The following is a 14,567-nucleotide window of genomic DNA, read 5'->3' as shown; positions in this document are numbered from 1 at the left end:
CGTGGACGCCCCCGGCATCTCCTCGCGGTCCCGGTTACCCTGGCGGCGTGCGCCGACCGCGGAGAGTTCCACGGCCGGGCGCAAAGCCGACAGCCGTCGCACCTAGAGGGAGCCCTTTTCATGGCCTCGTCGCCGCTGACCCCTTCCGCCGACAGCCGGACCCGCGTGTCCGAGCTCCGTGACGCGCTGGCCACCCGTGTGGTGGTAGCCGACGGAGCGATGGGCACCATGCTCCAGGCCCAGGAGCCCACGCTCGAGGACTTCGAGAACCTCGAAGGCTGCAACGAGATCCTCAACCTCACCCGCCCGGACATCGTCCGCTCGGTGCACGAGGCGTACTTCGAGGTCGGCGTCGACTGCGTGGAGACGAACACCTTCGGGGCGAACCACTCGGCGCTCGGTGAGTACGACATCGCCGACCGCGTGTACGAGCTGTCCGAGGCGGGCGCCCGCATCGCCCGCGAGGTCGCGGACGGCTTCGGTGCCCGTGACGGGCGCCGCCGCTGGGTGCTCGGCTCCATCGGCCCCGGTACGAAGCTGCCCACCCTCGGCCACGTCGCCTACGGCACTCTGCGCGACGGCTTCCAGAAGAACGCCGAGGGCCTGCTCGCCGGCGGCGCCGACGCCCTGATCGTCGAGACCACTCAGGACCTGCTCCAGACGAAGTCCTCGGTCCTGGGCGCCCACCGCGCGATGGAGGCCACCGGAGTCCAGGTACCCCTGCTGGTGTCGATGGCCTTCGAGACCACCGGCACCATGCTGCTCGGCTCGGAGATCGGTGCCGCGCTGACCGCGCTGGAGCCGCTCGGCATCGACATGATCGGCCTCAACTGCTCGACCGGCCCCGCCGAGATGAGCGAGCACCTGCGCTACCTCACGCGCCACTCCCGCATCCCCCTGCTGTGCATGCCGAACGCCGGTCTGCCGGTACTGACCAAGGACGGCGCCCACTTCCCGCTCGACCCCGAGGGCCTGGCCGACGCACAGGAGAACTTCGTCGGCGAGTACGGTCTCTCGCTGGTGGGCGGCTGCTGCGGTACGACGCCGGAGCACCTGCGTCAGCTCGTGGAGCGGGTCCGCGAGGTCACGCCCCCCGAGCGGCGTCCGCAGCCCGAGCCGGGTGCCGCCTCCCTCTACCAGAGTGTGCCGTTCCGGCAGGACACGGCCTATATGGCGATCGGTGAGCGGACGAACGCCAACGGGTCGAAGAAGTTCCGTGAGGCGATGCTGGCGGGTCGCTGGGACGACTGTGTGGAGATGGTCCGCGACCAGATCCGTGAGGGCGCGCACATGCTGGATCTGTGTGTGGACTACGTGGGCCGTGACGGTGTGGCGGACATGCAGGAGCTGGCGGGCCGGTTCGCGACGGCCTCGACGCTGCCGATCGTGCTCGACTCCACCGAGGTGGAGGTGCTGCGGGCGGGTCTGGAGAAGCTGGGCGGCCGAGCGGTCCTCAACTCCGTCAACTACGAGGACGGTGACGGTCCGGAGTCGCGTTTCGCGAAGGTCACGGCGCTGGCGCGGGAGCACGGGGCGGCGTTGATCGCGCTGACCATCGACGAGGAGGGCCAGGCCCGGACCGTCGAGACGAAGGTCGCCATCGCCGAGCGGCTCATCGAGGACCTGACCACGAACTGGGGTGTGCACGAGTCGGACATCCTCATCGACTGTCTGACCTTCACGATCTGCACCGGTCAGGAGGAGTCCCGCAAGGACGGCATCGCCACCATCGAAGCGATCCGGGAGCTCAAGCGGCGCCGTCCGGACGTACAGACCACGCTGGGCCTGTCGAACATCTCCTTCGGCCTGAACCCGGCCGCCCGGGTCCTGCTCAACTCGGTGTTCTTGGACGAGTGTGTGAAGGCGGGTCTGGATTCGGCGATCGTGCACGCGTCGAAGATCCTGCCGATCGCCCGGTTCGATCAGGAGCAGGTGGCCACCGCCCTGGACCTGGTCTACGACCGGCGTGCGGAGGGGTATGACCCGCTGCAGAAGCTGATGCAGTTGTTCGAGGGTGCCACCTCGAAGTCGCTGCAGGCGGGCCGGGCGGAGGAGCTGGCGGCGCTGCCGCTGGACGAGCGGTTGAAGCGGCGGATCATCGACGGGGAGAAGAACGGTCTGGAGGCGGACCTCGACGAGGCGCTGCAGGCCCGGCCGGCGCTGGACATCGTCAACGAGACGCTGCTGGACGGCATGAAGGTGGTCGGTGAGCTGTTCGGGTCGGGGCAGATGCAGTTGCCGTTCGTGCTGCAGTCCGCCGAGGTGATGAAGACGGCCGTGGCCCATCTCGAGCCGCACATGGAGAAGTCGGACGCGGAGGGCAAGGGCACCATCGTGCTGGCCACGGTGCGTGGCGACGTGCACGACATCGGCAAGAACCTGGTCGACATCATCCTGTCCAACAACGGCTACACCGTCGTCAACCTCGGTATCAAGCAGCCGGTCTCCGCGATCCTGGAGGCCGCCGAGGAGCACCGCGCGGACGTGATCGGGATGTCGGGTCTGCTGGTGAAGTCCACGGTGATCATGAAGGAGAACCTGCAGGAGCTCAACCAGCGCAAGCTCGCCGCGGACTACCCCGTCATCCTCGGCGGCGCGGCCCTCACCCGCGCCTACGTCGAACAGGACCTCCACGAGATCTACGAAGGCGAGGTCCGCTACGCCCGCGACGCCTTCGAGGGCCTGCGCCTGATGGACGCCCTCATCGGCGTCAAGCGGGGCGTTCCCGGAGCGAAGCTGCCCGAACTCAAGCAGCGCCGGGTGCGCGCCGCCGCCGACACGATCGTCGAGGAACGCCCCGAGGAAGGCCACGTCCGCTCCGACGTGGCCACCGACAACCCGATCCCCCGACCCCCCTTCTGGGGCACCCGGGTGGTCAAGGGCATCCAGCTCAAGGAGTACGCGAGCTGGCTGGACGAGGGCGCGCTGTTCAAGGGCCAGTGGGGCCTCAAGCAGTCCCGCACCGGCGAGGGACCCACCTACGAGGACCTCGTCGAGACCGAGGGCCGGCCCCGGCTGCGCGGTCTGCTGGACCGGCTCCAGACGGAGAACCTGCTGGAGGCAGCCGTCGTCTACGGCTACTTCCCCTGTGTGTCCAAGGACGACGACCTGATCCTCCTGGACGAACAGGGCAACGAACGCACCCGGTTCACCTTCCCTCGCCAGCGCCGCGGCCGCCGCCTGTGCCTGGCCGACTTCTTCCGCCCGGAGGAGTCGGGGGAGACGGACGTGGTCGGCCTCCAGGTCGTCACCGTGGGCTCCCGGATCGGCGAGCGGACAGCAGAGTTGTTCGCCGCCGACGCCTACCGCGACTACCTCGAACTGCACGGCCTGTCCGTGCAGTTGGCCGAGGCGCTCGCCGAGTACTGGCACGCCCGGGTGCGTTCGGAACTGGGCTTCGCCGGTGAGGACCCCGGCGTGATGGAGGACATGTTCGCCCTCAAGTACCGCGGCGCGCGCTTCTCCCTCGGCTACGGCGCCTGCCCGAACCTGGAGGACCGCGCCAAGATCGCCGAGCTGCTCCAGCCCGAGCGCATCGGCGTCCACCTCTCCGAGGAGTTCCAGCTGCACCCCGAGCAGTCCACCGACGCCATCGTCATCCACCACCCGGAAGCGAAGTACTTCAACGCCAGGTGACGCCCGGTGCGAGAGGCCCCGGACCCCGGGCACGTGGCCGCCCGGGCCCCCGGCACGTGGCCGCCCGGATCCCCAGCACGTGACCGCCGGGGACCCCGGGGGCCAGAAGGCCCGGGGCCCCGCAACACGCGCGATGATCGGTGAAGACGCACACTGATCGGATAAGTCGTACACTGGTCGGTCCACCGCAGGCCGGTTCCCTTCTTGGGAACCGGCCTGGTCGTCCCTCAAGGAGGTGCGCCAGGATGACCAGTACGGTCCCCGCGCTCGGAACCCTTACGGCCGAAGGCTCAGCCCTGCAGGCCGTTCTCCTCGACATGGACGGAACCCTCGTGGACACCGAGGGGTTCTGGTGGGACGTCGAGGTCGAGATCTTCGCCCGCCTGGGCCACACCCTCGACGACTCCTGGCGCCATGTCGTGGTCGGCGGTCCCATGACCCGCAGCGCCGGCTTCCTGATCGAGGCCACCGGTGCCGACATCGCCCTCCCCGAGCTCGCGGTCCTGCTCAACGACGGCTTCGAGGACCGCATCCGCAGCACCCTCCCGCTGATGCCGGGCGCCGCCCGGCTGCTGGCCGAACTGGCCGCCCACGGCGTCCCCACCGCCCTGGTCTCGGCCTCCCACCGGCGGATCATCGACCGGGTCCTCACCTCCCTCGGGCACCCCTTCGGACTGACGGTCGCCGGTGACGAGGTCCCGCGGACGAAGCCGCACCCCGACCCGTACCTGTTCGCCGCCGCCGGACTCGGTGTCGATCCGGCCAGATGCGCGGTCGTCGAGGACACCGCGACCGGCGTCGCCTCGGCGGAGGCCGCCGGCTGCCATGTGGTGGTCGTGCCCTCCGTGGCCCCGATCGGCCCGGCCGCCCGGCGCACGGTCGTCGGCTCCCTGGAAGACGTCGACCTGGCATTCCTGCACGGACTGATGACGGAAATGCGCTAGCCGTTCACCCAGCGTGCCAACCGGATAGGCGGGAATTCCCCCGGCGTCGGGATCGAAAGAATTCGAAACCTGCCGGATGGCTGAATTCCGGTACGGTCCCGCATCGCCGCGACTGTGAGCTTCCCCACGTGGACAAGGGTCGACAGTGGGCCCCCGGTGTGCTGTTCACCCCGTTTCGGGCACCGTGGGCGCGCCCTTGTGTCCCGATTAATGGAACGCTGCACTAATCCTTCCCCTGTCGGGTTTTCGGTCTGTCCGCACCCGGTTTCGCTCCGTGATGGGCCCTTCATCGTGATGACGGCGAACCCCCGTGCCGGTCCGGACTAATCTCGTCGCGAGAACATCGCCCCTACCCCCGTGATCCGCCGCGACACCCCTGCATGCCGGGTACACGGACCTGAACAGCTCTGGAGAAACTCGAGCATGAACCGCAAGACTTTGGTGCTGCCTGCCGTGGTCGGCCTGCTCGCTCCGGTGCTCGCCGCCTGTGGCGGGTCCGGAAGCGGAAGTGGCGGGGACGCGATCAAGGTCGGCACCACGGACCGGTTCATCGCCTCCAAGGACGCGCCGGCCCCCCTCGACCCGGCCTACGCCTACGACGTCGGCACCTGGAACATCCTGCGCCAGACCGTGCAGACCCTGATGATCCAGCCCAAGGGCGAGGGCGACCCCGTCCCCGAGGCGGCGGAGAGCTGCGGCTTCACCGACAGCGGCAACGAGCGCTACGCGTGCAAGCTGCGTGAGGGCCTCAAGTTCGCCAACGGCGACGCCATCACCGCCGCGGACGTGAAGTACTCGATCGACCGGGCCCTCGCGATCAAGGCCGACAGTGGTGTGTTCGCCCTGCTGTCCACCATCGACACCGTCGAGACCCAGGGCGACCGCGAGGTCATCTTCCACCTCAAGACCGCCGACGCCACCTTCCCGTTCAAGCTGTCGACCCCGGTCGCCGGCATCGTCAACCCCGACGACTACGCGAAGAACAAGCTGCGCGACGGCTTCGACGTGGACGGCTCCGGCCCCTACACACTGCGGGCCGAGGTCAAGAACGACGAGATCACCAACGCCGTGTTCACCAAGAACCCCAACTACAAGGGGACGCTCAAGGTGAACAACGAAGAAGTCGACATGCGCTCCTTCGAGACCGCGGACGCCATGGGCGACGCCCTCGCCAAGGGCGACCTCGACGTCATGACCCGCACCATGTCCCCGGCGCAGATCAAGAAGCTCACCGACGACTCCGACGGCAACGTCGACCTCGTCGAGATGCCCGGCCTGGAAATCCGCTACCTGGCCTTCAACACCAACGACCCCGGTGTGAAGACCAAGGCCGTCCGCCAGGCGATGGCGCAGATCATCAACCGCAGCGAACTGACCTCCAAGGTCTACGGCTCCGCCGCGCAGCCCCTGTACTCGCTGGTCCCGGCGTCCATCACCGGCCACTCCAACGCCTTCTTCAACAAGTACGGCGACCCCAGCGTGGGCAAGGCCAAGACGATGCTGGCGGACGCCAACATCACCACCCCGGTGAAGCTGACGCTGAACTACACGACCGACCACTACGGCTCCGCCACCAAGCAGGAGTTCGAGCTTCTCCAGAAGCAGCTCAACGACAGCGGCCTGTTCGACGTGACCATCAAGGGCACCGCCTGGGACGCGTTCGTGCCGGCCGAGCGCAAGGGCTCCTACGAGGTCTGGGGCATGGGCTGGTTCCCCGACTTCCCCGACGCCGACAACTACCTGGCGCCGTTCCTCGACAAGGACAACTTCCTCAAGCTGCCCTACGCCAACGCCCAGATCCGCACCAAGCTGATCCCGGAGTCCCGCCGCGAGGCCGACCGACTGGCCGCCGCCTCCAGCCTGACGCAGATTCAGGACATCGTCGCCGACGAGGTCCCGCTCCTCCCGCTGTGGCAGGGCAAGCAGTACGTCGCCGCCCGGGACAACGTCACCGGCACCGCCTACGCGCTCAACTCCTCCGCCACCCTGCAGCTGTGGGAGCTCAGCCGCGGCGTGAGCTGAGCACCCCCGCACACGACGAAGGGCGCCCCCTCCACCGAGGGGGCGCCCTTCGCGTCGTACAACCGCTTCCTACTGCGCCCCGGGACGCACCAGACCACTCTCGTACGCGTACACCGCGGCCTGCACCCGGTCCCGCAGCCCCAGCTTCGTCAGGACGTGGCCCACGTGCGTCTTGACGGTGGTCTCGCTGACGAACAGGTCGGCGGCGATCTCCGCGTTCGACAGCCCCCGCGCCACCAGCTTCAGCACCTCCACCTCACGCTCGGTCAGCGTGTGCAGGGTGTCCGGCACCGGCTCGTCACCGGACGGCAGATGCGTGGCGTACTTGTCGAGCAGCCGGCGCGTGATGCTCGGCGCGAGCATCGCCTCGCCCGCGGCCACCACCCGGATCGCCTGGACCAGCTCGTCGGCCGGGGCGTCCTTCAGCAGGAACCCGCTGGCACCGGCCCGCAGCGCCTCCACCACGTACTCGTCGAGATCGAACGTGGTCAGCACCAGCACCTTCGCCGGACCGTCCCGGCCCGGACCGGTGATCTGCCGGGTCGCCTCCACGCCGTCCATCCGCGGCATGCGGATGTCCATCAACACCACATCGGGCTGAAGCGCCCGCACCTGATCCAGAGCCTGCAGGCCGTCTCCGGCCTCGCCGACGACCGCGAGGTCCTGCTCCGCCTCCAGGATCATGCGGAAGCCCGTACGCAGGAGCGGCTGGTCGTCGACCAGTAGGACGCGGATGGCCACGTAAGTCTCCTTCGGCTAGTCCGGCCCCATTCTGCCCTGCTCGGCGGCGCCGGACTCGGCCGCCCTGACCTCCAGCGGATACGGCGGGGGAGTACCACCGAATTCCGGGCAGTGCGCCTGGTGATCGCACCAGCCGCACAACTTGGTCGGCCGCGGTCGCCACTCACCGGTCTCCGTCGCCAGCCGGATCGCCTCCCACAGCGCGAGCAGCTTGCGCTCGACGCGCTCCAGGTCGGCGAGGACCGGGTCGTACGTCAGCACGTCCCCACTGCCGAGGTACACCAGTTGCAGCCGCCGCGGAACCACGTTCTTCAGCCGCCACACCACCAGCGCGTAGAACTTCATCTGGAACAGCGCGCCTTCGGCGTACTCCGGCCGCGGCGCCTTGCCGGTCTTGTAGTCGACGATCCGCACCTCACCGGTCGGCGCCACGTCCACCCGGTCGATGATCCCGCGCAGCCGCAGCCCCGAGTCCAGTTCGGCCTCGACGAACAACTCCCGCTCCGCCGGCTCCAGCCGGGTCGGGTCCTCCAGCGCGAACCAGCGCTCCACGAGCCGCTCCGCCTCACCCAGCCAGCGCGCCAGCCGCTCGCCGTCCGGATCCTCCGCGAACAGCTCCACGACCTCCGGCCGGCTCTCCCGCAGCCGGTCCCACTGGCCGGGGACGAGGGACTTGGCGCGCGGCGCGGTCCGCTCGGCGGCCGGCGCGTCGAAGAGCCGCTCGAGCACCGCGTGCACCAGCGTGCCCCGGGTCGCCGCCTCGCTCGGCTTCTCCGGCAGCCGGTCGATCACCCGGAACCGGTACAGCAACGGGCACTGCATGAAGTCACTGGCCCGCGACGGCGACAACGAGGCCGGCGCCCTGGCGACGACCACCACCTCGGCGTCCGCGACCGCACCGCTCGCACCGGCGCCGGCCGTCCCCGCACCGGCCGCCCGCTCCCCGGCCGCCACCGTCACCCGGGGGCCCACGACCGCCGCCTCCGCCACGGCGCCACCACTGCCGTGGGCCTCCGCGCCGTCCTCCGTACTCGTCTCCATGACCACAGACCATACGGCCCGCCACTGACAGTGACCCAGCCGCGAGCACCTCCTCCCGGTGCCGGACCGCGACCGCGAACCGGTGCGACAGCGGGCGAACACGGGGGGTGCCGGGGCGGAACGTGCGGCGACGGCCGCATACCATCGACCCGAGATGCTCCCACCGGGCAGGCGGGAGACGCTTCGAACGAGGGGACATCGTGGACGAGAGCGGCGGGAGCGGGCAGCCGCGGTCCGGCACCGACGAGCCGGCCGAGCAGCGCCCGGGCTCCGCGACCCCGGCACCCGGCCCCGCACACCCGGACCCGGCCCCCCACGACTCCGCGACCGACGACACGTCCTCGACCGAGGGGTCTGCGAGCGGTGAGTCCCCGAGCCATGAGTCTGCGAGCGGTGAGAAGGCGACCGCTGACGACCCGACCGGTGACAGCCCGACCGGCGAGCCCACCCCCGGCACCCCCGCCACCACCCCCACCGGCGACAGCCCCCACGGCACCGGCACCGGACCCCGCACCGGACCCCACGCCGAGACACCGCCCGGCCCCGCTCCCGAACACCACGAGCGCACCCTCGCCCACGCCGGCGTGACCAAGAGCCGCCCGCCCCGCCGCCCCAAGGAACCCGGCGGCGGACTGCTCATGGGACGGCCCTTCGGCGTCCCCGTCTACGTCGCGCCCAGCTGGTTCCTCGTCGCCGCCCTCATCACCTGGGTGTTCGGCGGCCAGCTCGACCGCGTACTGCCCGAACTCGGCGCCCTCCGCTACCTCGTCTCCCTCTTCTTCGCGGTGGCCTTCTACGCCTCCGTCCTCGTCCACGAACTCGCCCACACCGTCGCCGCCCTCCGCTTCAAGCTCCCCGTCCGCCGCATCCAGCTCCAGTTCTTCGGCGGCGTCTCGGAGATCGAGAAGGAGGCCGAGACCCCCGGCCGCGAGTTCGTCCTCGCCTTCGTCGGGCCCCTCCTCTCCCTGATCCTCTCCGGCCTCTTCTACCTCGCCATGCTGGGCGTCGAGCCGGGTACCGTCCCCGGCGTCCTGCTGGCCGGCCTGATGGTCTCCAACCTCATCGTGGCCGGATTCAACCTGCTGCCCGGCCTGCCCCTCGACGGCGGCCGCATGCTCCGCGCGGTCGTCTGGAAACTCACCGGCAGACCCATGACCGGGACCGTCGCCGCCGCCTGGGTCGGCCGGGCCCTCGCCGTCGTCGTCCTCATCGGCCTCCCCCTGCTCACCCAGTCCGGCGCCCTCGGCTCCAACGCCGAGGACAACGTCGGCATGGACACCGTCATGGACGCCCTGCTCGCCGCGATCCTCGCCGCCATCATCTGGACCGGCGCCGGAAACAGCCTCCGCATGGCCCGGCTGCGCGAACACCTGCCAGACCTGCGCGCCCGCAACCTGACCCGGCGCGCGGTCCCCGTCCAGACCGACACCCCCCTCTCCGAGGCCCTGCGCCGCGCCAACGACGCCGGAGCCCGCGCCCTGGTCGTCGTCGACGCCGACGGCGAACCCCTCTCCCTGGTCCGCGAGGCCGCCATCGTCGGCGTACCGGAACACCGCCGCCCCTGGGTCGCCGTCGGCGGCCTGGCCCAGGACCTCACCGACGGCATGTGCGTCTCCGCCGAACTCGCCGGCGAGGACCTCCTGGACGTCCTGCGCGCCACCCCCGCCACCGAGTACCTCGTCATCGAGGACAGCGGCGAGATCTACGGCGTCCTGTCCGCCGCCGACGTGGAACGCGCCTTCGTCCAGGCCATGGCCCGGCCGTCCGCCTCCGCGTAACCCCCTGCGGGGCGCCCCGCAGGCCCGCCCCGCGCCCGGCAGGACCGGCCCGCCCGTGGTCGGGTGCCCCCGCAAAGGCCGGTAGGCTGGTCACATGTCCGAACCGACCGGTGCCGCCCGCAGGCGCGGGCCCTTCAAGGTCGGGGACCAGGTTCAGCTGACCGACCCCAAGGGCCGCCACTACACGTTCACGCTCGAGGCCGGGAAGAACTTCCACACCCACAAGGGTTCCTTCCCGCACGACGAGCTGATCGGCGCTCCCGAGGGCAGCGTTGTCCGCACCACCGGAAACGTCGCCTACCTCGCGCTGCGCCCCCTGCTCCCCGACTACGTCCTGTCCATGCCCCGCGGCGCCGCCGTGGTCTACCCCAAGGACGCGGGGCAGATCCTGGCCTTCGCCGACATCTTCCCCGGCGCCCGCGTCGTGGAGGCGGGCGTCGGCTCCGGCTCGCTCAGCAGCTTCCTGCTGCGCGCCATCGGCGACCAGGGCATGCTGCACAGCTACGAACGGCGAGAGGACTTCGCCGAGATCGCCCAGCAGAACGTGGAACGCTACTTCGGCGGCCCGCACCCCGCCTGGCAGCTCACCGTCGGCGACCTCCAGGACAACCTGAGCGACACCGACGTCGACCGCGTCATCCTCGACATGCTCGCGCCCTGGGAGTGCCTGGAGGCCGTCTCCAAGGCCCTGGTCCCCGGCGGCATCGTCTGCTGCTACGTGGCGACCACCACCCAGCTCGCGCGGACCGTCGAGTCCATCCGCGAGATCGGCTGCTTCAACGAGCCGAGCGCCTGGGAGTCGATGATCCGCAACTGGCACGTCGAGGGCCTGGCCGTCCGCCCCGACCACCGGATGATCGGCCACACCGGCTTCCTCCTCACCGCCCGCCGCCTCGCCGACGGCGTCGAGCCGCCCATGCGGCGCCGCCGCCCCGCCAAGGGCGCCTACGGCGAGGACTACACCGGCCCCAACGCCGACGGAGGCGCCGGCCGCTGAGCCGGTCCCCCTCCCCGCCAACGCGACGACGCCGTGGCCGAGTTCCCGACCAGTACCGGGAACTCGGCCACGGCGCTGTCGCCTTGACGCGACGCCACCCGGGCAGCGGCCGCCCCGGCCGCACGCACCCGGGCCCGGCCGCGCGGAGGCGCGGCTCCGACGCCACAAAGTCCCGACCCCGCCGTTCCCCCGTCCTGTGACGTGTGGCACCATGCTGGCCACCCCACCGGCACAGCCCTCACAGGAGACACTTCCTAGTGCAGCAATCCGCCGTCCCGGAACTGGCTCACACGCACACCCGACCGATCCACTGGGTCGCGACCGCCACCGCCGTGGCGGGCGTGGTCGCCCTGTCCTCGATGCTCCAGCCCAACCCCGCCACAGCGGCCCAGACAGCCGGCCCGGCGGCCCCGAGCACCCACGCCCCCGCGCCCGCCGCCGCCACGGCACCCGACCCCGCCGGCGTCACCTTCCCCCTCCAGTGCGGTCCCCTGAAGGTCCGTGTGCAGAAGAAGGCGTCCGGAGACCTCGACGGCGACGGCAGGCCGGAAACAGTCGCCGTCGTGCACTGCGACTCCGCCATGGGCACCCCACCCGACGCCGTGTACGTCCTCACCGCCGCCAGGAACTCCGGCACACCGCGCGTCGTCGCGACCCTCGTCGACCCGAAGGACCGCCTCACCGTCAGCGAGTTCACCGTCCGTGACGGAGCCGTCGAGGCCACCCTCCTCGGCTACTCGAACGACGACGTGCCCAACTGCTGCCCGGACACGAAGGACAGCGCGAAATGGCAGTGGAAGAACGGCGCGTTCCTGCGCTCGACACCCGCCGGATCCCACACCGTGTGACCCGCGACACCCGCTGTGAGATATCAGACAGTCATCACGCAGGGTGCTTTTTCGGTCACTCCGCGTCCGGACCGTAGACCTCGACCCCGTCCAGCACCCGGCGCACGTGGATGCAGTCGCCCGGACACTCCTTCGCGGAATCGACCACGTCCGTGAGCAGCGGCAGCGGCACGGGCGTTGTCGCGCCCCGGTCCTGCAGCAGTTCGTCGTCCGCGCCCTTCACATAGGCCAGACCGTCGATGTCCAGCTCGAACACCTCGGGCGCGTACTGGGCGCAGATGCCGTCGCCGGTACAGAGATCCTGGTCGATCCAGACCTCCAGCGCCCCACTGCCGGCCCCGGCCTCCTGCTGCACGCTCATGTCTCCCTGCCGTTTCAGCGCCGAGCTGAACGGGAATCCGGCCAGCTCTGACGGGTGTTGAACACTTCGACCCTACCTCCGGCAGCTTTCCAATCATGTTCGGTGGGTATTCCCCTGGCGTGAGGGAGAGCGCAAGGGTGAAGATCGGACACACCCCGACAGTCTTTGTGATCTAGGGGTTTCAATCGACACCCGCCCAGGTAGGGTCTGGAAGCGTCCAGCTCCCCTTGGAGGAGGTGAGGACCGTGGCAGCCCACGACGACGACATGAACCGCGGCATCCGCCCGGGACGAGGGTCCGACGACCCGTCCGGGCAGATTGCCTACCTTGAGCAGGAGATCGCCGTCCTGCGACGCAAGCTCGCCGACTCTCCGCGACACACGAGGATTCTCGAAGAGCGGATCGTCGAGCTGCAGACCAACCTGGCCGGCGTGTCCGCCCAGAACGAGCGACTCGCCAACACGCTCCGTGAGGCCCGCGACCAGATCGTGGCCCTCAAGGAGGAGGTCGACCGGCTCGCACAGCCACCGGCCGGCTTCGGAGTCTTCCTCATGGCGAACGAGGACGGCACGGCCGACATCTTCACCGGCGGCCGCAAACTCCGCGTGAACGTCAGCCCCAGCGTCGAGCTCGAAGAGCTCCGGCGCGGCCAGGAAGTGATGCTCAACGAAGCCCTCAACGTGGTCGAGGCCATGGAGTACGAGAGCGTCGGCGACATCGTCACCCTGAAGGAGATCCTCGAGGACGGCGAACGCGCCCTCGTGGTCGGACACACCGACGAAGAACGGGTGGTAAGGCTCGCCGAACCCCTCCTCGACGTCACCATCCGGCCCGGCGACGCCCTCCTCCTCGAACCCCGCTCCGGCTACGTCTACGAAGTGGTCCCCAAGAGCGAGGTCGAGGAGCTCGTCCTCGAAGAAGTACCGGACATCGGCTACGAGCAGATCGGTGGCCTCGGGGGCCAGATCGAAGCGATCCGCGACGCCGTCGAGCTCCCGTACCTCTACCCCGACCTCTTCAAGGAGCACGAACTGCGGCCGCCCAAGGGTGTGCTGCTCTACGGGCCCCCCGGATGCGGCAAGACGCTCATCGCCAAGGCCGTCGCCAACTCGCTGGCCAAAAAGGTCGCCGAGGTCACCGGCCAGGCCACCGGCAAGAGCTTCTTCCTCAACATCAAGGGACCCGAACTCCTCAACAAGTACGTCGGCGAGACCGAGCGGCAGATCCGCCTCGTCTTCCAGCGTGCTCGCGAGAAGGCCAGCGAGGGCACCCCCGTCATCGTCTTCTTCGACGAGATGGAATCCCTCTTCCGCACCCGCGGATCCGGCGTCAGCTCGGACGTGGAGAACACCATCGTCCCGCAGCTGCTCGCCGAGATCGACGGCGTGGAAGGCCTGCAGAACGTGGTCGTGATCGGCGCCTCGAACCGCGAGGACATGATCGACCCCGCCATCCTGCGCCCCGGCCGGCTCGACGTGAAGATCAAGATCGAACGTCCGGACGCGGAAGCCGCCAAGGACATCTTCGGCAAGTACCTCACCGAGCGCCTGCCCCTGCACTCCGACGACCTCGGCGAACACAGCGGCAGCAGGACCACCACCGTCCAGAGCATGATCCAGACGGCCGTGGAACACATGTACGCCGAATCCGAGGAAAACCGCTTCCTGGAAGTCACCTACGCCAACGGCGACAAGGAAGTCCTCTACTTCAAGGACTTCAACTCCGGCGCCATGATCGAGAACATCGTGGGCCGCGCCAAGAAGATGGCGATCAAGGACTTCCTCGAACACAGCCAGAAGGGCCTCCGCGTCTCCCACCTCCTCCAGGCCTGCGTGGACGAGTTCAAGGAGAACGAGGACCTGCCCAACACCACCAACCCCGACGACTGGGCTCGCATCTCCGGCAAGAAGGGCGAACGGATCGTCTACATCCGCACCCTCATCACCGGAAAGCAGGGCGCAGACACCGGACGCTCCATCGACACGGTGGCGAACACCGGACAGTACCTGTAAAACACAGGGCGGCTGCGGGTGCCCTCACCGGGTATCCGCAGCCGACTGCTTTCCGGGCCACGGCCGGAGCAGGGCAATGACTCAAATGATCTCCCCGTCGGCGCGGAGGCGTTCTAGGCTCTTCGGTACCGCCGAGTCGCGCAGTGCGGGGACGGGCACCGCACACGCACCGGAGCGCCAGCGGTAC

The 14,567-nt window shown here is 69.6% G+C and carries 10 protein-coding genes; 7 read left to right on the top strand and 3 right to left on the bottom strand.

Annotated features, from left to right (window positions below):
* Positions 1-120 precede the first annotated feature (120 nt).
* The 3 genes from metH to ABZT03_RS21905 all read left to right on the top strand — a co-directional run bounded on the left by metH (position 121) and on the right by ABZT03_RS21905 (position 6,602).
* Entirely contained in the window at positions 121-3,636 is a 3,516-nt protein-coding gene (gene metH, locus ABZT03_RS21915; RefSeq protein WP_356041732.1) for a methionine synthase, read from the top strand.
* Between the two features lie 245 nt (positions 3,637-3,881).
* The gene (locus tag ABZT03_RS21910) at positions 3,882-4,580 is read left to right on the top strand and encodes an HAD family phosphatase (RefSeq protein WP_356041730.1); all 699 of its coding nucleotides are present in this window, start codon (positions 3,882-3,884) and stop codon (positions 4,578-4,580) included.
* Between the two features lie 423 nt (positions 4,581-5,003).
* On the top strand, positions 5,004-6,602 hold the full coding sequence (locus tag ABZT03_RS21905; RefSeq protein WP_356041728.1) for an ABC transporter substrate-binding protein: 1,599 nt from the start codon (positions 5,004-5,006) through the stop codon (positions 6,600-6,602).
* A gap of 69 nt (positions 6,603-6,671) precedes the next feature.
* Here the strand turns inward: ABZT03_RS21905 and ABZT03_RS21900 are convergent, their stop codons facing one another.
* The gene (locus ABZT03_RS21900; protein WP_086728460.1) at positions 6,672-7,343 is read right to left on the bottom strand and encodes a response regulator transcription factor; all 672 of its coding nucleotides are present in this window, start codon (positions 7,341-7,343) and stop codon (positions 6,672-6,674) included.
* Between the two features lie 15 nt (positions 7,344-7,358).
* Positions 7,359-8,384, bottom strand: a complete 1,026-nt coding sequence (locus ABZT03_RS21895; protein WP_356041726.1) for a RecB family exonuclease — start codon at positions 8,382-8,384, stop codon at positions 7,359-7,361.
* Positions 8,385-8,584: 200 nt separating this feature from the next.
* On the opposite strand from ABZT03_RS21895, the gene ABZT03_RS21890 reads away from it, so the two are divergent.
* The 3 genes from ABZT03_RS21890 (at position 8,585) to ABZT03_RS21880 (ending at position 12,007) form a co-directional block, all read left to right on the top strand.
* Positions 8,585-10,162 carry a site-2 protease family protein gene (locus tag ABZT03_RS21890; RefSeq protein WP_356041724.1) on the top strand — a complete coding sequence of 526 codons (1,578 nt, stop codon included), beginning with the start codon at positions 8,585-8,587 and terminating at the stop codon, positions 10,160-10,162.
* Positions 10,163-10,256: 94 nt separating this feature from the next.
* A complete protein-coding gene (locus ABZT03_RS21885; RefSeq protein ID WP_356041722.1) occupies positions 10,257-11,159 on the top strand; it encodes a tRNA (adenine-N1)-methyltransferase in 903 nt (300 codons plus the stop codon).
* A gap of 257 nt (positions 11,160-11,416) precedes the next feature.
* Entirely contained in the window at positions 11,417-12,007 is a 591-nt protein-coding gene (locus ABZT03_RS21880; protein ID WP_356041720.1) for a hypothetical protein, read from the top strand.
* Positions 12,008-12,062: 55 nt separating this feature from the next.
* On the opposite strand, the gene ABZT03_RS21875 is transcribed toward ABZT03_RS21880, so the two are convergent.
* Complete coding sequence (locus ABZT03_RS21875) at positions 12,063-12,368, bottom strand: ferredoxin (RefSeq protein ID WP_356041718.1); 306 nt, start codon at positions 12,366-12,368, stop codon at positions 12,063-12,065.
* Between the two features lie 245 nt (positions 12,369-12,613).
* On the opposite strand from ABZT03_RS21875, the gene arc reads away from it, so the two are divergent.
* A complete protein-coding gene (arc, locus tag ABZT03_RS21870; protein WP_356041716.1) occupies positions 12,614-14,380 on the top strand; it encodes a proteasome ATPase in 1,767 nt (588 codons plus the stop codon).
* The last annotated feature ends 187 nt before the right edge of the window (positions 14,381-14,567 follow it).

Origin of the sequence: Streptomyces sp. NPDC005574, from assembly GCF_040605435.1 — a bacterium.
GTDB lineage: Bacteria > Actinomycetota > Actinomycetes > Streptomycetales > Streptomycetaceae > Streptomyces.
Note: the sequence above shows the minus strand (reverse complement) of the source record. Positions and strands in the feature narration are given on the sequence as shown.